General features: G+C 42.3%; 23 protein-coding genes. 21 read left to right on the top strand and 2 right to left on the bottom strand.

Translation table 11 applies throughout. The annotated features are described in order from the left end of the window. Positions 1-181 precede the first annotated feature (181 nt). Positions 182-1219 (top strand): class II fructose-bisphosphate aldolase, encoded by a 1038-nt coding sequence (gene fba / locus ACINWC323_RS07645; RefSeq protein WP_005230849.1) that lies wholly within the window; start codon positions 182-184, stop codon positions 1217-1219. A gap of 105 nt (positions 1220-1324) precedes the next feature. Here fba and ACINWC323_RS07650 read toward each other — a convergent pair whose 3' ends face one another. Further along, the gene (locus ACINWC323_RS07650) at positions 1325-2641 is read right to left on the bottom strand and encodes a peptidylprolyl isomerase (protein WP_032881549.1); all 1317 of its coding nucleotides are present in this window, start codon (positions 2639-2641) and stop codon (positions 1325-1327) included. Continuing rightward, positions 2641-5103, bottom strand: coding sequence for an LPS-assembly protein LptD (locus ACINWC323_RS07655; RefSeq protein ID WP_009512684.1), 2463 nt, complete (start codon positions 5101-5103; stop codon positions 2641-2643). Before ACINWC323_RS07655 ends, ACINWC323_RS07650 begins: the two co-directional genes overlap by 1 nt. A gap of 118 nt (positions 5104-5221) precedes the next feature. Between ACINWC323_RS07655 and ACINWC323_RS07660 the strand changes: the two genes are divergently transcribed. From ACINWC323_RS07660 to ACINWC323_RS0119115, 20 genes are all read left to right on the top strand, one after another. Further along, positions 5222-6235, top strand: coding sequence for an aminoglycoside phosphotransferase family protein (locus ACINWC323_RS07660; RefSeq protein WP_009512788.1), 1014 nt, complete (start codon positions 5222-5224; stop codon positions 6233-6235). Beyond that, positions 6235-6924 carry an N-acetylmuramate alpha-1-phosphate uridylyltransferase MurU gene (murU, locus tag ACINWC323_RS07665; RefSeq protein ID WP_009512834.1) on the top strand — a complete coding sequence of 230 codons (690 nt, stop codon included), beginning with the start codon at positions 6235-6237 and terminating at the stop codon, positions 6922-6924. The genes ACINWC323_RS07660 and murU overlap by 1 nt, the downstream gene beginning before the upstream one ends. 174 nt (positions 6925-7098) lie before the next feature. Beyond that, a complete protein-coding gene (gene rsmG / locus ACINWC323_RS07670) occupies positions 7099-7734 on the top strand; it encodes a 16S rRNA (guanine(527)-N(7))-methyltransferase RsmG (RefSeq protein ID WP_009512578.1) in 636 nt (211 codons plus the stop codon). A gap of 17 nt (positions 7735-7751) precedes the next feature. Beyond that, a complete protein-coding gene (locus ACINWC323_RS07675) occupies positions 7752-8534 on the top strand; it encodes a ParA family protein (protein ID WP_005230839.1) in 783 nt (260 codons plus the stop codon). Then, positions 8531-9418, top strand: a complete 888-nt coding sequence (locus tag ACINWC323_RS07680) for a ParB/RepB/Spo0J family partition protein (protein ID WP_009512644.1) — start codon at positions 8531-8533, stop codon at positions 9416-9418. The genes ACINWC323_RS07675 and ACINWC323_RS07680 overlap by 4 nt, the downstream gene beginning before the upstream one ends. Before the next feature lie 47 nt (positions 9419-9465). Next, positions 9466-10095 carry a MotA/TolQ/ExbB proton channel family protein gene (locus ACINWC323_RS07685; RefSeq protein WP_009512789.1) on the top strand — a complete coding sequence of 210 codons (630 nt, stop codon included), beginning with the start codon at positions 9466-9468 and terminating at the stop codon, positions 10093-10095. A gap of 14 nt (positions 10096-10109) precedes the next feature. Beyond that, positions 10110-10538 (top strand): ExbD/TolR family protein, encoded by a 429-nt coding sequence (locus ACINWC323_RS07690; protein WP_009512607.1) that lies wholly within the window; start codon positions 10110-10112, stop codon positions 10536-10538. Next, the gene (gene msbA, locus ACINWC323_RS07695; RefSeq protein ID WP_009512732.1) at positions 10535-12262 is read left to right on the top strand and encodes a lipid A export permease/ATP-binding protein MsbA; all 1728 of its coding nucleotides are present in this window, start codon (positions 10535-10537) and stop codon (positions 12260-12262) included. The genes ACINWC323_RS07690 and msbA overlap by 4 nt, the downstream gene beginning before the upstream one ends. A gap of 2 nt (positions 12263-12264) precedes the next feature. Continuing rightward, positions 12265-13272 (top strand): tetraacyldisaccharide 4'-kinase, encoded by a 1008-nt coding sequence (gene lpxK, locus ACINWC323_RS07700; RefSeq protein ID WP_009512792.1) that lies wholly within the window; start codon positions 12265-12267, stop codon positions 13270-13272. A 9-nt stretch (positions 13273-13281) separates the two neighbouring features. Then, complete coding sequence (gene kdsB, locus ACINWC323_RS07705; protein WP_009512654.1) at positions 13282-14043, top strand: 3-deoxy-manno-octulosonate cytidylyltransferase; 762 nt, start codon at positions 13282-13284, stop codon at positions 14041-14043. Between the two features lie 4 nt (positions 14044-14047). Then, complete coding sequence (locus ACINWC323_RS07710; protein ID WP_009512893.1) at positions 14048-15031, top strand: DNA polymerase III delta subunit-related protein; 984 nt, start codon at positions 14048-14050, stop codon at positions 15029-15031. Between the two features lie 204 nt (positions 15032-15235). After that, positions 15236-15541 (top strand): hypothetical protein, encoded by a 306-nt coding sequence (locus ACINWC323_RS07715; RefSeq protein WP_005286255.1) that lies wholly within the window; start codon positions 15236-15238, stop codon positions 15539-15541. Between the two features lie 358 nt (positions 15542-15899). Then, positions 15900-16244, top strand: coding sequence for a PilZ domain-containing protein (locus ACINWC323_RS07720; RefSeq protein ID WP_009512599.1), 345 nt, complete (start codon positions 15900-15902; stop codon positions 16242-16244). A gap of 24 nt (positions 16245-16268) precedes the next feature. Next, positions 16269-17042, top strand: coding sequence for a TatD family hydrolase (locus ACINWC323_RS07725; RefSeq protein WP_009512866.1), 774 nt, complete (start codon positions 16269-16271; stop codon positions 17040-17042). A gap of 41 nt (positions 17043-17083) precedes the next feature. Next, positions 17084-17692 (top strand): TetR/AcrR family transcriptional regulator, encoded by a 609-nt coding sequence (locus ACINWC323_RS07730; protein WP_032881547.1) that lies wholly within the window; start codon positions 17084-17086, stop codon positions 17690-17692. A gap of 11 nt (positions 17693-17703) precedes the next feature. Further along, complete coding sequence (locus tag ACINWC323_RS07735) at positions 17704-18252, top strand: pilus assembly FimT family protein (RefSeq protein WP_009512671.1); 549 nt, start codon at positions 17704-17706, stop codon at positions 18250-18252. Positions 18253-18394: 142 nt separating this feature from the next. Further along, positions 18395-18748: a type II secretion system protein gene (locus tag ACINWC323_RS07740; protein ID WP_009512563.1), complete on the top strand. Its 354-nt coding sequence runs from the start codon at positions 18395-18397 to the stop codon at positions 18746-18748. After that, the gene (gene gspJ / locus ACINWC323_RS07745) at positions 18745-19359 is read left to right on the top strand and encodes a type II secretion system minor pseudopilin GspJ (RefSeq protein WP_009512852.1); all 615 of its coding nucleotides are present in this window, start codon (positions 18745-18747) and stop codon (positions 19357-19359) included. Before ACINWC323_RS07740 ends, gspJ begins: the two co-directional genes overlap by 4 nt. A gap of 4 nt (positions 19360-19363) precedes the next feature. Beyond that, a complete protein-coding gene (gspK, locus tag ACINWC323_RS07750; protein ID WP_009512862.1) occupies positions 19364-20323 on the top strand; it encodes a type II secretion system minor pseudopilin GspK in 960 nt (319 codons plus the stop codon). Between the two features lie 107 nt (positions 20324-20430). After that, entirely contained in the window at positions 20431-21027 is a 597-nt protein-coding gene (locus ACINWC323_RS0119115; protein ID WP_032881546.1) for a 6-pyruvoyl trahydropterin synthase family protein, read from the top strand. The last annotated feature ends 38 nt before the right edge of the window (positions 21028-21065 follow it).

The raw sequence follows: 21065 nt of genomic DNA, 5'->3' as shown, positions 1-21065 counted from the left end.
CTAACGATTGCTTCCGAAAAAAAGGCCAAATCATTTCGTGATTTGGTCTTTTTGATTATTTAGTAAGATTTGCTACCCAAATTACACAAAACACTAAAGATTTTTTTATAATTCCTGTGATTAGTTGCTGAATTGAAATAAATCAACATGTAGAATATGGCGCATTACCTGGGAGGATATTATGGCTCTAATCTCAATGCGCCAGCTCTTGGATCACGCTGCAGAATATAACTACGGCGTACCAGCGTTTAACGTAAACAACTTAGAACAAATGCGTGCAATCATGCTCGCTGCGGATGCAACAAATTCACCTGTCATCGTGCAAGCTTCGGCTGGTGCGCGTAAATATGCAGGTGCACCTTTCTTACGTCACCTTATTTTAGCTGCGATTGAAGAGTGGCCACATATTCCAGTGGTAATGCATCAAGATCATGGTACAAGTCCAGATGTTTGCCAACGTTCGATCCAGTTGGGCTTCAGCTCAGTGATGATGGATGGTTCATTGGGTGCGGATGGTAAGACACCAACAACCTATGATTATAACGTTGATGTAACCCGTCGCGTGGTTGCAATGGCGCATGCTTGCGGTGTTTCTGTTGAAGGTGAGATTGGTTGCCTGGGTAGCCTTGAAACCGGTATGGCGGGTGAAGAAGATGGTGTTGGCGCTGAAGGCGTACTGGATCATTCTCAATTACTGACTTCTGTTGAAGAAGCAACCCAGTTCGTGGCAGATACCAATGTCGATGCTTTGGCAATTGCTGTTGGTACTTCACACGGTGCATATAAGTTTACTCGTCCACCTACAGGCGATATTCTTGCAATTGACCGTATCAAAGAAATTCATGCTGCATTGCCAAACACGCATCTTGTAATGCATGGTTCAAGCTCTGTGCCGCAAGAATGGTTAGCTGTGATTAACCAGTACGGTGGTGATATTAAAGAAACTTATGGTGTGCCTGTAGACCAGCTGGTTGAAGCGATCAAACATGGTGTGCGTAAGATTAACATCGATACCGATTTACGTTTGGCTTCTACGGGCGCAATGCGTCGTATGATGGCAGAAAAACCAAGTGAATTTGATCCACGTAAATTCTTTGGCGAAACTGTTGAAGCAATGAAAGAAATCTGTGTTGCGCGTTACGAAGCATTTGGTACCGCAGGGCATGCAGACAAGATTCGTCCAATTTCTTTAGAGAAAATGGTTGATCGTTACAAATAATTTATTTGTAATGCACAAAAAATAGCGGCTAGTCCGCTATTTTTTTATGTCGTTTTTGGAAAAATAAAATGCCAGCACATGGCTGGCATTCTACTTGAGTTTAACTTACTTTTTTTGCTGAGTTTTAGAGTCCAGGTTGGCATCTTTGATTTCAACATAAGCATTGGCGCGAAGTTCACGCATCCAGCTATCGACTTCAGTATCAAACAGACGTTCACCCAGAATTTGACGCGCCATACGTTCTTGCACTTCTTTGGTCATATCCTGCTGACGAGTATCGGTTACTTGCAGAATATGCCAGCCGAATTGACTCTGGAACGGTTGGCTGACTTGACCAACAGGAGTCTCTTTCATGACTTTTTCGAATTCAGGCACCATCACACCAGGACTAACCCAGCCTAAGCTACCGCCATCACGTGCCGAGCCTGTATCATTTGAATAAGTTGCGGCCAAGGTCGCGAAATCATCACCCGCTTTAGCACGTTTGTAGAGACTATCAATCATTTGCTTGGCACGATCCAGACTCACTACTTCAGAAGGCTGAATCAGGATGTGACGGGTCTGATATTGTGGAACCAGTGCTTTTTGGTCATTCTGTTTGCGTTCCAGTAACTTTAAGACATGTATGCCATCACGAACATTGATTAGTTCAGTTGTTTGTCCCACTTGAAGTGGAGTAATGCGCGCTGCCAGTTCGGTTGGAATTTCTGACAGTGAACGGAAGCCCATATCAAGACCATCGACTTTTACAGCGGCAGTCGAAAGTTTGCTGCTGATGGCTTTAGGATCATCACTGGTTGACAGTGATTGTTTAACCTGTTGAGCAACTTGCTGAGCGGCATCGGCATTGTCACCGGAAATACGCATATGAATCACGTGAACCTGTGTACCGAGTGCGGCCTGACCTTCCGGTGATTTCAGGAAGTTTTCAACATCGTGATCACTGATCTTGATGCGTGACATCACTTGCTGTTGACGTAAACGGCCAATAGCAAGGTCTTCCGCAACACGGTTACGCAAGTTTTCATAAGTACCGGGTGCAATAGCGTCTAGTTTTTGCTGAAACGCTTCTAGTGAGTTTGCACCAGATTGATTGGCAACTTTCAGCACTGCAGCATTTAAGGTTTTTTCATCAGCTTTAATGCCGTAACGCTTGACCTGTTCAAGCTGGGCTTGGCGGACAATCAGTTGGTCTAAAACCTGCATTTGCAAGTATTGTTGCGGTGGAACTGTTTTGTTTTGTGCTTTTAATTGATGTTCTGTCTCAGCAACACCTTGTTCTAAATCACTTTTAAGAATGACACTATTGTCCACAATTGCCACAACCTCATCCGTTGGTTGAGCAAAGCTTTGCATTGATGAAGAAATTAGGGCAGCGAGAACAGTGGCTCTAAAGATATGTTGAAAAGGTTTTATCTTCATTAACGTTGTGTCCAAGATTGATTAATTTTGTTGAAACCTAAAACTCTATTCTCCAGAAGTGAAGCGAGCTTATTGTTTAAAGCACCAAGACCTTTTAGCGTGAATTCAGCCATAACCGCATTCTTTTTGCGAACGTCTGGAGTATTTGGATCATCCAGATCGTTATAGTAAGAACGGCCATAGACTGACACAGCCCAACAACAAGATTCGTAATTTACGCCAAGTAAATATTCGCGCATCACGTTGTTGTCGATGTCGTATTGAGCATGACCCATAATACGCCAATTGTCTTTTACAGGTTGTATAAAGGATGCAACCACTTGGTCATAAGAGTTTTGACGATCTTCAATTTTCTTTCTATAGAAATAGCCTAAGTTGTATAGATTACCTTTATCACCGGTATAGTAGGCTTGGAAATCGCGTTGCGCATTATCTCCATTTTCCATCCAGGCTGAGTTAGAGCTAATGGTAAAGTTCTGGTTAAGCTGACTAGACAGGCTGACGATAGGGCCGGTACGGCGTTGGGTATCAAACTCATCTGGTTTTTCATTTAGGCTGACACGACGATCACTAAAATAATAGCTTTGTCCAACACTGGCTTTGATGCGTTCAAGGCCTTCGGTATCTAAAAGGCTATAAGTTACACCCAGTGACAAGAAGTTGTTGTCATCTAAGCGGTCATGACCATAGAAACGGTAGGGGTTAAATAGTTGATCGTAATTGATGGACGCAGAGGTCGAATCAAAGTTTGGATGATCGTCTTGCTTTCTATAAGGCGAGTAAGCATAAAAAGCACGAGGTGAAATGCTTTGTAAATACTTGCCGTCTTTTTCAAAGGTCATGCCCGTAGCAAGTGTAAATTGAGGCACAACTACGGATTTCTCTTGATTGTCAGAGCCTTGGCTTGCTTGTGCATCTTTATCATAGAATGTGTTGATACTGCGAACAGAAGCTTCTGGTATCACATAGAACCATGATGGCGTCAGGTAGTTATATCGGACTGCAAACTGGTTATAGATACGGGTACCACTTGACTCGGGTGCAGAATGATCGTCAATTGATTTCTTGAAGTATGCGGTATCATTATTAAATTCATACTGTAGACCTTGTGGATTACCAGTGACATAATTTAATAAGAATTGAGGCAGTCGTGCATACGGCTTGTCTTTGTCTTCAATCGTTTTATCCAGCGTCTGAAAGTCTTCAACTTTTAATTGTGCTCTAAGACCTGGAATACCATTACCATAATTGAGCTCCCAAGCACGACGTAAATTCAAATCGGTTCGAGTATTCGGGTTGTTATTAAAATCAGCAAAATAATCTTTATCTGAGGCGTAGTTATATTCAAGATTGGTCGACCACTGGTCATCAATCTTCCAGTTATGAAGAAAGTGAAGATCTTCACGATCCTGATCATCATATTGATTATCTTGAGCAATATAACCACCCCAAATACGACCTGAACCGAAGTTTTCAGTCATATAGCGGAATTCGGCATCTAATTTTGCACCACGTTTGCTCATAAAGCTTGGTGTAAGCGTAAGGTCGTAATTCGGTGCAAGGTTGAGATAAACTGGTGTAGCGAGCTGAGCACCACCATCATTGCTGTAGCCAAAGTTTGGGCTGAGTAAACCTGTGGTACGGTGGTCATCAATTGGGAAATTGAAATAGGGAACGGCAAGGACGGGTACATCTTTTACGTAAAATTTTGTACCACGGGTCACACCACGACCTGTATCCTGATTTAACTCAATTTCTTTGGCCTGAATCTTCCATGCCGGTTTTTGTTCTGGTGGACATGCGGTATAACTCGCATCTTTAAAGATCACCAGATTTTCATTGGCACGTTTGATCTGACTGGCATGACCATGTGCATGTTGTTGTTCTGAGATATAGAAACTGTTATTTAAATCCCCGGTCTGGGTCTTCAAATTATAGTTAATCGCATCACTTTGGGTGAGCAGGCCAGATTGTGCTAGTTGTACTCGGCCTTCGGCATTGGCATGCGTTTGAGTCGAATCAATAGTCACCTGATCGGCACGAATAGTGCGACCTTCCTGATCGATAACCACGTTGCCCTGAAGCACAGAGTCGCCCGCTGGATTGTAGTGTCCATAATCCGCTGTAATTACCGAGGTAGTTGTACTTGCATCGCCTGCCTTGGTTTCGGGATTAATCGGCGTAACCCAGGTACCTTGGCAAAAAGAGGAGCTTAAATAGCGGTTGTCGCGCAATTGTGCTTCTGGTGCAGATTTGTCTACGTAATATTGCTGGAAAAAACTTTCTCCAGGATAACTTTCCTGGTCTTGCTGTCCTTGATTTCGAATGGCTGCTTTGAGCTGTTTGTTGTCAAGCGTAGAGACAGCATCAGCTGGTGCCGCGAAACTGGATTGAATCGAGCCGCCGCACAAGAGTGTCAAAATAGCTGTTGCTAAAGGATTAAATTTAAACTGATGTTTCATTGTCTCATTAACCAGTACGCTAATTCACAATTAATTATTGTCGCATCATAGAGAAAAAGTTGATAAGTGGCTACACTTAAGCTTTCAAAATCTCAGCTAGTTTTAGATTTTATTGCAAATGAATACACAACGTGAACAATTGATACAAACTTGGCTTCATGCCACTCTCCAATCCGATCAGTTCGAGATCAACTTTTTAGCAGGAGATGCAAGCTTTCGTCGTTATGCGCGAATTAAGTTACAAAACAAAACATATATGCTCATGGACGCGCCGCCTGAAAAAGAAGATTGTGCACCATTTGTAAATATCGATGAGTTCTTTGACAAAAATGGTGTGCGTGTTCCGCATATTGTTGCCAAAGACCTGACATTGGGTTTATTGCTTCTGGAAGATTTTGGTGATGTGGTGCTATCAACATTACTGAATGATAAGACAGTAGATGAGTACTATGCGCAAAGCTTTAAACAGCTGATTGAACTGCAACAGGTGGATGGGCAGGCGCATTTACCCGCTTATTCTTATGAAAAGCTCATGACAGAAATGCGTTTGCTGACCGAATGGATGTTGCCTTCATTAAATATTCAACCGACAGAGCAGCAGTTAGAAACCATTGAGCAAGCGTTTGACTTTCTGGCAATTGAAGCGACTCAACAGCCACAAGTGATTGTACATCGTGATTTTCACAGTCGTAATCTGATGAAAATTGAAGGTGAACAGGAACTGGGGGTGATTGATTTTCAGGATGCGGTGATTGGTGCGGATACTTATGACCTGATTTCGATTACCCGTGATGCCTATGTGCAGTGGAATGCTGAACGTGTGTATCAATGGTTTGAAGTGTTCTATAACTTGTTGCCAGCTTCTGCCAAGGAAAATCGTAGTTTTGAGCAGTTTAAACGTGATGCCGACCTGATGGCGATTCAGCGCCATATCAAGATTTTAGGTATTTTTGTCCGTTTATTCGAACGTGATGGCAAATCAGGTTACTTAAAAGACTTACCGCGAGTGATGTGGTATTTACTTGAAGAAAGCCAAGGCTATGATGAATTGAATGAGTTTATGCAATTTATCAATGATGTGGTGATGCCTAAGTTTATTGCCAAATATGGCGATTATGAGGTTGCAGCATAATGAAAGCGATGATTCTTGCTGCAGGCTTAGGCAATCGCATGCGTCCACTGACGTTGCATACACCAAAGCCGCTACTAGAAGTCGGTGGAAAACCGCTGATTGTCTGGCATATTGAAAAACTGCAGAAAATTGGTGTCACCGAAATTGTGATCAATACCGCGTGGTTAGGTGATAAGTTGGTTGCTGCGTTGGGTGATGGTTCTCAGTTTGGTGTGAGGATCTTGTGGTCGCATGAAGGTGAAGGTCTGGAAACAGCAGGCGGCATCATCAATGCTTTGCCATTGCTGGGTGAGGAACCGTTCATTTTGGTGAATGGGGATGTCTGGACAACGATGGACTTTTCAACGCTGTTAAATGTTCAGTTAGAAGATAAGCAGGCGCATTTGGTCTTGGTCGAAAACCCGCCTCAACATTTAAAGGGAGACTTCATCCTGGCAAATGATTTAGCTTATACTTTTGAGCAGGAGCAGTTGGGCGAAGCCTTAACCTATAGCGGTGTTGCTGTTATAGCACCACACATGTTTACTGGGCTAGAGCATGGCAAGCGGCCATTGGCACCGTTGTTGAAACAGGCGATGCAACAGCAGTACGTTTCAGCAGAAAAGATGCAGGCGATCTGGGTCGATGTGGGGACACCTGAGCGTCTAGAGCAGCTTGATCAGCAGATCAAGCAAGGTGCGTTTGCATAATAAAAATTGCTTTGTCTATCTTGGATTTGCCTAAGAAAAGACAAAAAATTAATGGATTGTGCAGTTTATCATGTCTGTAAATGATTAACTGCATAATCGTTCAACAAGTCCTACTGTGCCTTGTATCAGAAATCGGTATACTGCACAGCAAATTTATCGAGATGTTGCACTGTTATGCATCCTTTTTTTCAAGAATTAAAGCAAGGTAGTCAATCTCTGGGTCTGAACCTGAGTGAGGACGCCCTAACACTCTTATTGAAATATCAAGATGCGCTGGTGCTGTGGAATAAGGCCTATAATTTAACGGCGATTCGTGACCCGAAAGAAATGCTGGTTAAACATTTATTAGATAGCTTAAGTATCCTGAATGATTTACCACAAGGTCGTTTATTAGATGTAGGGACTGGCGGTGGAATGCCGGGCATGATCATTGCATTATGTCAGCCAGAACGTGCTTGTGTGCTGCTGGATTCGAACGGGAAAAAGATCCGGTTCCTGAAGCAGTTTATTGCTGATTTGAAACTGCAAAATGTCATTGCCGTTCAGACACGTGTTGAAAATGAAGATAGTATTGGTGAGCTTGGTCAGTTCGATGTCATTACAAGTCGAGCATTTGCGTCTTTGACCGACTTTGTCGATGCAGCACAACCATATATGCATGAGCAGAGTATTATTGCTGCAATGAAAGGCTTGATTCCAGCTGATGAAATTGAGCAAATGAAAGATGAGTATTCATGTAAGATCATTGAACTTCGTGTCCCGAGATTAGATGAACAACGTCATTTACTTTTACTTCAACGTATTCAATAAAAATATTAAGGGTAATCATGGCTCAAATTATTGCGATTGCAAACCAAAAAGGTGGTGTAGGGAAAACCACGACAGCAGTCAATCTTGCTGCTTCTTTGGCGATCTTGAAAAAACGTGTCTTGTTGGTTGATATGGACTCACAAGGGAATGCCACCATGGGGTCTGGCATTCAAAAGAATGATTTACTGTATTCGGTAACAGATGTGTTGCTGGGTGAAGTGCCGATTGAAACTGCGATTCAAAAAGCAGAAGTCGGTTATAAGGTTTTAGGTGCGAACCGTGAACTTGCTGGGGTGGAACTGGCAATTGCAGAGCAGGAAGGACGTGAATTCATTCTGAAAAATGCACTGCAAGAAGTCGCTTCTGCTTTTGACTATATTATTGTTGATTGCGCACCAAGCTTAAGTCTGATTACGGTCAATGCTTTGGCTGCCGTAAATGGAGTGATTATTCCAATGCAATGTGAGTACTATGCACTGGAAGGCTTGGCTGACCTGACACAGACCATTGACCGTATACAAAAAGCCCTGAATCCAAACTTGGAAATTGTAGGGGTATTACGTACCATGTATGACGCTCGTAACGCATTGACACGTGATGTCTCTGCCGAGTTAGAGCAATATTTTGGTAAAAAGCTATACGAGACCGTGATTCCGCGGAATATCCGTTTGGCGGAAGCGCCAGCCCATGGTTTACCTGTGATCTATTTTGAGAAAAGTTCTAAAGGCGCAGTTTCATATTTGAATCTCGCTGCAGAAATATTGAAGAAAAGTAAAGTGAAAAAAGGAAGTGCTGTATGAGCATCAAAAAACGCGGATTGGCTAAAGGTCGTGGTTTAGATGCGCTATTAGGTTCAATTCAGAAAGAGAAATTGCAACTTGAAGCACAGGCCTTAGACCATGGTCAACTCAAGCAGATTGATGTCAATTTATTAAAGCGTGGTGAATATCAGCCACGTCGCTTTATTCAGGAACAAGATCTACAAGAGCTTGCAGCATCGATTGAAAAACATGGTGTCATGCAGCCGATTGTGATTCGTCCTGTTGAGGATGAGCAGCATCCATACGAAATTATTGCCGGTGAGCGTCGTTGGCGCGCGGCGCAATTGGCAGGTCTGACTGAAATTCCGGCAATTGTCCGTGATCTCAACGATCAGGTGGCGATTGCCCTGGCGTTAATTGAAAACATTCAGCGTCAGGATTTAAACCCAATTGATCAGGCAATGGCTCTACAGCGTTTCCATGACGAGTTTGGTTTAAGTCATCAGGAAATTGCCGATACCGTTGGCAAGGCACGTACCACGGTCAGTAATTTATTGCGCCTTTTAAGCCTTGCAGATCCGATTAAAGACCTGATGCAACAGGGTCAAATTGATATGGGACATGCACGTGCCATTCTTGCGTTAAAAACCAAAGACCAGATTTTAGTGGCGCAAATCGTGATTGAAAAAGGCTTGTCGGTACGTCAAACTGAACAGTTAGTACGCGAGTGGAGTGAACCAAAACCTGAAAAGGAAAAGGCGCAGCTTTCTCCTGACATTGAACAATTGACCCAGAAACTCTCAGAGCGTTTCGGAGCAAATGTCAAAATTGACCATAACCAGAAAGGTAAAGGAAAAATGGTCATTCACTATCACTCATTGGATGAGTTGGATGGAATCCTCAATATTTGTTTACCTAACTAATATTTAGGATACGTCCTTTTATATTTTAAATATTATTGGGGAATAATATGTGGGAACTTGTGAAAGCGGGTGGTTGGTTAATGCTGCCCCTTATTCTGTCATCAATTTTTACGGTTGCGATTACGATTGAACGCTATATTCGTTTAAAGCGATCACAAGTTTTACCTCAGGCCTTACTGGTCAATGCAACAGATGCTGACACGGTAATTGCACAGCTTGAGCAAGATGAAGCTTTAAAAAGTCCACTCGGACGTATTTTAAAAGCAGGTTATGATCATCAGGCACAAGGTGAACAATTTGCACGTGCGCAAATGGAAGCAACGGCTTCACAAGAGATCGGCGCACTCGAAAAAAATATTAATTTTCTTGGAACATTAAGTGCAATTGTACCTTTGCTAGGGTTGCTGGGTACGGTGCTGGGAATTATCGAATCTTTCCTGGTGATTGATGTGGGCTCTGCGGGCAATGCCAGCATGATGATGCCCGGCATTTCAAAAGCCTTGATTACCACAGCAGTGGGGATGCTAATTGCGATTCCTGCCATGATTGCCTATCGTTATTTTCAACGTGTCGTGCATGAATATATTGCTGAGCTGGAACAGCAATCGACTTTGTTTCATGCTGCGCTTTTTTATAAAAAAGCGTCTCCTTTACAAGAACACCGTCGCGCAAGCTGAGCCGGGGTGGCATCATGAAATTTAAACGTTCTCAAGTTGAAGATATTCATATTAATTTGACACCAATGATTGACTGTTTGTTATTTATTTTGGTGTTTTTATTATTATCCACGACTTTTAGTCAGCAAAGTCGTATAAATCTGACACTGCCTGATGCGCAAGGTGTTCCGCCTAAACAGTTCGATCATAAAATTGAAATCATGGTAGACTCCACAGGGCATTATTCTGTGAATGGTCAGGCATTATCCAGTAAAGATATTGCCGATTTAAGTACGGCCATCAAGCAGGTGGCACAAGATCGTCGCGATTTGATGTTTATTATTGCTGCTGATGCAAAAGCTACTCATCAAGATGTGATTCGGGTGATGGACGTGGCTGGTCAGCTCGTCTTCGTCAACGTCAATATCAGCACTAAAGTTCCAACTAGAGGTTTTACTGAGTGAATCAAGATTTTAAGGTTTATGTCCGCTTAATATCATATTTAAAATCTTATTGGGGCGTTGCCTTATTTGTCTTGCTTGGTTTTGGTATCAATGCTGCCACAGAAGTCTCTGTGGCAAAGTTGCTGAAATACATTATCGATGCAATTCAAAATGGTAGTCGAGAGAATCTGGACTGGTTTCCTGCGCTGATTGTCTTGCTTATGTTTTTCCGTGGTGTGGGTTTGTTCCTCGGTGGATATTTCTCTGCGGTGATTTCACGTAGTCTGGTATTCAGTATTCGTCAGGAAGTCTATGCAAAGCTTTTAAGACTGCCAGCTCAGTATTATCTCGATAACAGTGCCGGTCATATCAGCGCAAAGCTGATGTATAACGTTGAGCAGCTTACCGCAGCGTCCTCTGAGTCTTTGCAGACCTTGATTAAAGACGGTCTGATTGTTCTTGGCCTGTTGAGTTATTTACTTTATACCAACTGGCGCTTAACCCTGTGTATCGTGGTATTCATGCCGTTTATTGGTATTCTGGTCAGAATCGCATCGAAGAAGATGCGTAAGCTCTCGATTCAGGTACAAAATACCATGGGTGATGTAAACCATGTGGTACAGGAAACCATTACTGCAAACTCGGTGGTAAAAAGCTTTACCGGCGAAGAATTTGAGCAGAAGCGTTTTTATAAGTCTTCTGAGGAAAACTTACGTCGCGGCCTGAAAATGGTTGTGGTGCAAAATATTAACAGCCCAATCATTCAGCTGTTGTTGTCGATGGCGATGGCGATTATCCTCTGGTTAGCACTTCGTCCACAGGTGTTTGGCGATACCTCTGCGGGTGAGTTTATTTCATTCATTACCGCTGCGGGTTTGATCTCTAAACCGGTCAAGAATTTGACCGATATCAATGAAAAATTGCAACGTGGTCTGGCTGCAGCACACTCGGTATTTGAGTTATTGGATTTACCTGAAGAAGTGAATAATGGTCAGTTAAAACCAGTTTTAAAAGGCAATATTCAATTTGATCATGCCAACTTACGTTATGAAGATGGTACCCATGCAATTAAAGATTTGTCTTTAACTATCAAGGCAGGACAAACGGTCGCGCTGGTGGGGCGTTCTGGTGCGGGTAAAACCTCATTGGTTAACATGTTGCCACGTTTTCAAGAGTTGAGCGAAGGTCAGATTTATTATGATGGCATTGCGGTCGAAGAAATTGAGCTGGCTTATTTACGCTCTCAAATTGCTACAGTGAATCAGCAGGTTGTACTATTTAACCGTTCAGTACGTGACAATATTGCGTATGGTCAATTACAGGATTCAAGTGATGAACAGGTGATTGCGGCAGCAAAAGCAGCCTATGCCCATGACTTCATCATGAATCTGCCACAAGGCTATGACACCATTCTGGGTGCGCAGGGCTTAAACCTTTCAGGTGGTCAGCGTCAACGTATCGCGATTGCCCGTGCCATTCTTAAAGATTCGCCAATCTTGATTCTTGATGAAGCAACCAGTGCACTGGATAATGAGTCTGAATACTTTATTCAACAAGCCTTTGATGAAGCGATGCAAGGTCGTACTACCATCGTGATTGCCCATCGTTTATCCACCGTGGAAAATGCCGATCTGATTGTGGTAATGGATAAAGGCCAGATTATTGAGCAAGGTACCCACGCTGAACTGTTGGCCAAGCATGGTATGTATTATCAATTACATCAACGCAATTTTGAGGAAGACTAAGCATGTCGATGGCGCAACGTATACAGGATGCTTGGAATGAACAGGCTTCATGGTTGGTGGTGTTGCGCCCACTGTCATGGTTATATCGATTGGGTTTCTGTACCAATCAGGCACTTTACAAAAGTGGATTAAAAAAGGTCTATAAAGCCCCCGTCCCGGTCATGGTGATTGGTAATATCACGGTCGGCGGTAGTGGCAAAACTCCTTTGCTGATCCAGTTAGTCAAATATTTGCAAAAGCAGGGTGTCCGGGTCGGCGTGATCAGTCGGGGTTATGGAGCTGAAGGGCCGTTTCCGCTTTTGGTCAGTCAAACATCCGAACCGGATATTGCTGGCGATGAACCTTGTCTGATCGTCCAGTCGACTCAGGTGCCTATGGCTGTTGGTCCCAATCGGCAGGCAGCAATTGAACTCTTACTGCAAAATGAGCAGCTTGATCTGATTATTAGTGATGATGGTTTACAGCATTGGGCTCTAGCTCGCGATATAGAATGGATTGTGCTGGACCAGCATCGTGGTCTGGGCAATGAGAAACTATTGCCGGAAGGTTATTTAAGAGAACCCAAGTCTCGCTTAAACCACAGTACGGTGATTGAACATACCAAAGCGGCACAACCTCGGCAGAATATGCATCTGGAAGTGGGCCAGCCTTATCTGCTCAATCCTCATCTGGATACGCCTTGGTTTGATCCGAAACAGTATTTTAATGCGGTGGTCGGCATTGGTTTTCCTCAACGGTTTTATCAGACATTGAACAAGTTAGATGTTAACCAGTATCAGGCACATGAATTTCCCGATCATCATGATTATGAAATCGCTGATCTAAGCTTTGATAATCCTGATGCAATCATTACCACTGAAAAAGATGCCGTAAAATTTAAGGCATTATTAAAGCAACATCCTGAATTTAATATTCCGATCTGGGTAGTCCCTGTCGAAGCCGTATTATCGCCTGACTGTTATGAGTTGTTAAAACAGCAATTAAAACAGGTCGGGATTCAACTTTCTTAGAGATCTATCATGAAGCATATTGTTATTCCTGCTCGTTTTGCGAGCTCTCGTTTGCCAGGAAAACCGTTACTCCTGATTCATGGCCGACCGATGATTTTGCGGGTGGTAGATCAGGCGAAAAAAGTTGCTGGTTTTGATGATTTATGTGTTGCAACAGACGATTCGCGTATTGCAGCAGTCTGTCAGGCAGAAGGCGTAGATGTGGTTCTAACCCATCCTGAACATCCCTCTGGTACCGATCGTTTAAGTGAGGTTGCGCGCATTAAGGGGTGGGCAGCAGATGATGTGATTGTCAATGTACAAGGGGATGAACCTTTATTGCCAGCTCAACTGGTACAGCAGGTCACACAGCTTTTGCTTGATCATCCGCAATGCTCAATGTCGACCTTGTGTGAACCAATTCATCAATTAGATGAATTTCAACGTGACAGCATTGTTAAAGTGGTGATGAATAAGCGTAATGAGGCGCTTTATTTCAGTCGTGCGACTATTCCTTATGATCGTGATGGCGCCAAGCAAGCCGTATCTACATTACATACTCAGGCATTTCGCCATTTAGGTTTATATGCTTACCGTGTGAAATTATTACAAGAATATGTAACTTGGGAACAGGGCAATCTGGAAAAGCTGGAAAGTCTTGAGCAATTACGGGTTTTGGAAAATGGCCATCGTATTGCCATTGATATTGCAGAAGCGAATTTACCCCCGGGCGTAGACACACAGGCAGATTTAGATCGTCTCAATACTCTACCTGTGAGTGCATTTGAATAAGATGATGGTCGATACACAAACTAAAACACTTTATCCTTGGCATGCACAGACTTGGCAACTGCTCAGTACAAGATTTCCTCATCTTGGACATGGGTTATTGTTTTATGGCAAACAAGGCTGCGCCAAAAAAGAGTTTGCAGAACGTTTTGTCGCTTGGGTACTTTGTTTAAATAAACAGGCGCAAGCGGCTTGTGGTGAATGTACTAGCTGTCAGTGGCTGAAATCGGATACGCATCCGAATTATGTACATATCACCACCGACGAGGAAAATAAAAAACAAAACGCAAAAATCAAGATCGAGAAAATACGCGACCTACTGCCATTTGTGCAACAAACCGGGGAAGGCTGGCGTGTTGTGGTCATCGAGCCTGCCGAAGCCTTAAACACGGCTTCGGCAAATGCTTTATTGAAAACACTGGAAGAACCCGGCGAGCGCGTTGTATTAATTTTACTTGCTGATCATTATCTGAAATTACCTGCTACCATTCGCAGTCGATTACAGCATTTTGCGTTAGATCGTTTAACGCTTGAGGATGCGCAGACTTTTGTCAAACAGCAAATTCCAGAAATTTCATCGCAACAAGTGTCATTATTATTAAATCTTGCCAATGATATGCCGCTGACCGCGATTGAAATTGAAAAAAGTGACTGGCTACAGAAACGTAGTCTCTTTCTTGCCGACTGGCTAAAATTGGTTACGCAAAAAAATATGCCTTTGCATTACTCAAATAAGTGGTCTAAAGAGCTCAGTTTTTTTGAATTCTTGACCATGTTTGAATATCTGCTGGGGGATTTGGTAAGTTTAAAACTTAATCAGACACTTAAGAATGATGATCTGGATTTCAGTCAGCTGGTTGAGTGTTATAACCTTGAGCAGATGTTTGCCATCTATTCGGAATTACAACAGAAAAAACGCATGGTTGAGCAGAATGTTCAAACACAACTGGTCATGGATGAGTTGTTTATTCAGCTCATGAATGTGGCTTGAGTTTATCTAAATCATTCTGCTGATTTCTGATCTGAGTAAAACAGCAGGGTAAAGGAAATGTTTTAAAATAAATACCTTATCCTGCTTGGCGAGATTTATATAAAAATTGTATCTAAAATGTACATTGCTCTTTAATCCTTGATCAAAAAAGAATATAAAATGTGAAACACTTCACAATAATATTAAAAAATAAGGAATATCGAGATGAAAAACAAATCTATCGCGATTGCATTGTCTTGTATGCTTTTACCAGCTATGGCGGTGGCTGAACCCAAGTTCGTTTCAAATATTAATGGGTCGTCTTTTCAGATTAATGCCTCCAATACAGGGTCACAGGCTTACGAATGTGTGTACAGTTATTCTTTTAATCATGTCCGAGGTTCAGGCGTCAGTCAGTTTAGTGGCAAATTCTATATTGAAGCCGGAGCCAATAATATTTCGGTCATTGCCAGAAATACTGATCAAATGATCAGTAAGTTAGACTTTGATTATAAGTGTACTGAAAAATAAACCACTTTATTTTGCATGATTGAATGGAAAACCGCTAATGACAGCGGTTTTTTAATCAAGTCCTTAAATTTCTTGTCATTTCTTTTCAATTGTCATCTATTCTAAACCAAGCGCGTGCATGATTCGGAAAGCGCTAAATAAATTTCATTTTCTGTATTTAAAACACAATTTTCCTAAACATCATTTGTTGTTTGCTGGATTGTTTTCTATAATTCAGTCATAAAAGACGTATACATATTAAATGAACGAAGATGAAAGATGATGCTATAAATCCGATAAATATCGTTTGAAGTTTTATAGATAAATCGCGAGTACACGTTCTGTATTTTAATGATTCAGTATTGAACAGGGGAAAGTTATGCAACCACAAATGATGGGCGGAATTATACAGGTCAATATTCCAGATAAAGCGACCTTGCAGGCCAGCTATATGCCTTTTGTCCAAGGCGGTGGTTTATTTGTGCCAACCAAGCAAGCAGTAAAAATGGGACAGGAGGTTTTTGTACTGGCCACACTGCCGGAACAAGCGCAAAAGATTCCATTAACCGGAAAAGTGATCTGGATTTCGCATAAACAGACGCATTTTAAGCCACAAGGTTTTGCCATACAGCTCGCAGGTGAAAAAGGCGTGTATTATAAAAATGAAGCTGAGAAATTGTTGGCGGGATCTAAAGGTCTGGATCGTCCAAGTTATACCATGTAGAAATGAAGTAAATAGGATAGAAGAGTGTTTGTTGATACGCATTGCCATTTAACCATGCTGGATTTAAGTCCTTATCAAGGCGACTTGGATCAGGCACTGGAACAAGCCCGTCTTGCCGGTGTGTCGAAATTCATGGGAATTTCGGTTGATCTTGAAGATCATGTCAAGCTGGCAGAAATTGCTGCCCGCCATAAAGACGTTGGCTATTCGGTGGGCGTTCATCCCTGTGAGGATGAGCAGGTCATGGCGCGTGCAACAACAGACTATCTGGTCAATCTGGCCCAGTCCGATAAAGTGTGGGCTTTGGGTGAAACCGGTCTGGACTATTATCACAGTACGGATTTTGTTGAAGAACAGAAACGTTGCTTTGCGCGACACATTGAAGCTTCAAAAATCGTGAAAAAGCCTGTGATTGTGCATACCCGTGCAGCCAAGCACGATACCATTGATATTATTCGTGCAGAGCAGTCTACCCATGGTATTTTGCATTGTTTTACCGAGGATTGGGAAACAGCAAAAGCCGTTCTGGATTGTGGTTATTATATTTCTTTCTCCGGGATTGTTTCTTTTAAAAATGCGCAGGATTTGCGTGATGTGGCTAAACAGGTACCGCTTGATCGTTTGCTCATCGAAACGGATAGTCCTTACTTAGCGCCAGTGCCTTATCGCGGTAAAAGCAATGAACCGAAATATGTTCCTTTTGTAGCAAAAGCATTAAGTGATGTATATGATAAATCGGTTGAAGAGATTGGCATGATTACAACACAAAATTTTGAAAATCTCTTAAATTTGAAATAAACGGTTTTTGTTGTACTAGGAAAGAGAGTTATTACGTGAAAATGGATCGTCAAGCTCAGTTTAGAGCACGAGAAGTATTAATTTTTCAAATCGCGGAGCAACTCCTATTAGAAAATGGTGAGGCAGGCATGACGCTGGATGCGTTAGCTGCCGAGCTGGATCTTGCAAAGGGCACGTTATATAAGCACTTTCAAAGTAAAGATGAACTCTATATGTTGCTGATTATTCGTAATGAGCGCATGTTGCTGGAAATGATTCAGGATACCGAAAAAGCATTTCCTGAACATCTGTCTTTCTTTATGTTGCACCATTTACATCATCCGGAGCGTACTGCGCTCTTCCATCAGATCGAAGAACGGCTTTCTACCACGGGACAAGGCATTCAATTATTATTCAGTGAATTATATAAAGTGCGTAGGCAGCGTCTGCGTATCATTATCCGTATGACGGAAAGTTATTTACTGGATATAAACAGTAGCATGACGACACGTGATTATCTGGCTTCAATCTGGTCTTTGACCTATGGTGCAGCGGTGATTCTGAATTCGAGTTTTTATCAACGCTATTTAGGTTCTCGAGACACTTTACGTGTCGCTTATATTGAACAGGCTTTGGCATTGCCGAAGCTGGTCGAACCTGTTCTTGCATAGTTGAAAAACGCATGAGATCACCACAGCATTCGCAAAAAGCCTTTACCCTGATTGAGGTGATGGTGGTGATCGTGATTATGACGATTATGGCATCTCTCGTGGTTTTGAATATCGGTGGCGTTGATCAGCGCAGGGCCATGCAAGCCAGAGAGATGTTTATTCTTGATCTGAAGAAAATTAATAAAGAAGCGACTGATCAGGCCAAAGTCTTTGCCTTAAATACTCAAAATGCAACAGATGTCGCACCTTTTAGTTATAACTTGTTTGAATATCATGACCAGAGCCGTGAACAGATTCAGCAGGTTGATCGCACCTGGCAACTCTATAAAGAATTTAAGACCCGTCAATTGCCCAATAATGTTTCTTTAACGATTCAAAGTTTAGATACAGCAAGTTATAACAAAGCCAAAAATGAAGATTTGCTGGGTGGTAAGGCGCCTCAACTCATCTGGTTTGGAAATGGTGAAGCGAAACCTGTTCGAATCCAGTTTTATTATGAGCAACAGCCGATTGGACATGAGTTAGAGCTGGATCATTTGGGTAAGGTCAATGAAAATTAAGTCTTTAACAGGTCTTCCAGAAAATACTTGTTGTCTTGTGAAAGCACAGAAAGCTTGCACCTCAAGCATAGTTTTCGGTCTTGCAGCAGGGCCGAGCGTTGCTCGGCGGAGACCTGCTTCAGGATTTACCTTACTTGAAGTGATGGTGGCGCTGGCGATCTTCGCAGTTGCAGCAATTGCGTTAACCAAGGTCGCAATGCAATACACCCAGTCAACATCGAATGCCATTTTAAGAACCAAAGCACAATTTGTAGCGATGAATGAAGTGGCGATGATGGAAATGAACCAGGAGTGGCTGGACGGTACGCAATCTAAGCAAATCACATCTCAAGGTGAAACGTGGCAAATTGATAAAAAAGCACAATCGACGATTAGCCCGAAGATCCAGCGGATCGAGTTGCAAGTCAGCTTATTTAATAATGAACAAGGCAAGGTCGAAGCGGGCATTACCAATCTTGTGTTCTTTAACTATCCTGCAAAGGCCAGAACACAATGAAATACACACGTGCATTTACCCTGGTCGAATTACTGGTTGCCATTGCAATCTTTGCAGTACTTTCGATGCTGGGCTGGAAAGTTTTTGACTATCTATTAAAAGTCAAAGATCGCAATGCCGAACATGAAATGCATTTATTTGCCTTGCAGGACGCCTATCAGCAGATGCTAAGAGACAGTCTGCAGATGATTCCTTTAACTGCTAATGATGGTCGACAGTTGCAGGCAGCGCTGGTGTTGAATGATCAGCACTTTGCATTTAGCAAGGCAGGTGTTTCTGATCCATTGAAACAGGGTTTGTCTCCTTACGAGCGTATTGAATATCGTTATGATGCTGCCCAAAAGAAAGTCTATCGCCTGAAATATTCGAATCTGAATATTCCCAATCGTGTACAACCTGTTTCAAGTACTTTGCTGGAAAATGTCGACCAATTTAAGCTGACGGTATTGAACCCGCAAGAATTGACACAATGGCCTGAAAACAGTGACCCAAGTAATATCGCTGAATTGAAGAAATTACCCCGTGGTATCAAAATTCAGTTAACGGTTGCGGGGACCGATTATGAGTGGATCTATAGTCTGTTAAACAATCCAGATATGGGCGGTCAGTAATGCCATGAAAAATCACTCATCTCAACATGGTATCGCACTATTAACCATTCTGGTGATGGTCGCCTTGGCTACGATTCTGGCGGCAACCATTGCCAAACGACAGACCAATACTGCCGAGAATACCGGCTATTTGATGCGTCAGAACCAGTCCTTACTGTATGCCAAAAGTGCAGAAGCATTTTTTTCGGAATTGCTGATCCAGGACAGTGATAATGGTGAAAGTATTGATCATTTACAGGAAAATTGGGCCAAGCCAATGCCGCCATTTCCTGTGGATGATGGCTATGTTGCGGGGTGGTTAGTCGATGAGTCGGGCAAATTTAACCTGAATAATCTGGTCAAGGCAGATGGAACCCAAGTAGATGAGGCTTCACGACGCTGGTTTGAAAAGCTGCTGCAACGGGTCGGTCTGCCCGCAGAGCTCAGTCAGGCCGTGATTGACTGGCAAGATGTTGATGATGAAACTACAGGTGCGATGGGTGCGGAAAGTAATTATTATCAAGGTTTGGATCCCGCTTATCTGACACCAAATACCAAGTTTCATAGTGTGGAAGAATTGAAACTGGTCAGAGGTTTTGAAGGCAAAAATTATGATTTGATTAAAGCTTATGTCACGGCATTACCGGAGTACACCAAGGTCAATATGAATACAGCACCAGCCCTGTTATTGGCCAGTATTGATCCAAAGATTGATGTCAAAGCACTTGAACAAGCATTAAAGACCAAACAGGCCAACCTGACCTATTTCAATAATGTGGATGATTTATGGCAATTAAGTGTTTTTTCTGGAATAGATGAAGCAAACAAAGCCGATGCAACAGCTTTGCTGGACAGTAAATCCAACTTTTTTACCGCACAGATTGAAGTGGTTTTAAGCGAACGGAAGCGTCAGTTTACCAGTGCTTTAGCACGTAAAGATAAGCAAGTGACTGTTTATTCAAGAAGTCTTTCACCTTTCCAGTAAATGTGTAGATTGATTTGTCAAATGGTGACAAGGTTTAAAATCAATCCCAATCCATGTTTTTTTGCTTTATAATAAAATCCGTTTGCAGATAAAGATTAGCTTGGTGCATGTTAATTCGTAAATTGTTTAAGTTTGAGAATGCTCATATTGTACGTAACTGTACATCGGACCGTTGTAAGCGTTCGATTCATGGGCACAGTTATAAAGTTGAATTATTATTAAAAGCGTCAAAGCTGGATCATGGACAAATGGTTTATGATTTTGGCTTGCTTAAAGGCGTGATTAAAGAGCTATATGATAGCTTCGACCATGCCATTTGTTTCTGGCAGAAAGATGATCCTGCTTATATTGATGCATGTAAAACATTCAGTGCGCGCTGGATTTCTTTACCTGTTTCACCTTCAGCAGAACAGTTTTCGCGTATCTTTTTCTATCTCGCCCAGCAAGTGCTAAATTCAACTGTGACCCAGAATGGTGAAGGTGATGTTGAGGTTTACTCCGTCATTGTTCATGAAACTGATACGGGCTATGCACAGAGTTTTCAGGAAGATATTGAAAATATACAAATGGGTGAATTGAGTCTGGAACAGATTGTCTTTTCAGAGCAGGTACAGGCTGAATGGAGTGATGTTCAGATGTATGAAAACCTGAAAAAAGGAACAAAATTCCAGAATCCGAATGTAGAATTACAAGTTAATATTTAAGTAATTTTCACTTAAATAAAAGAATCTATTTCAAGGAA

The organism is Acinetobacter sp. WC-323, from assembly GCF_000314615.1.
Taxonomy (GTDB): domain Bacteria; phylum Pseudomonadota; class Gammaproteobacteria; order Pseudomonadales; family Moraxellaceae; genus Acinetobacter; species Acinetobacter courvalinii.
The sequence above is the reverse complement of the archived record's forward strand: the minus strand, read 5'-3'. Positions and strand labels throughout refer to the sequence as shown.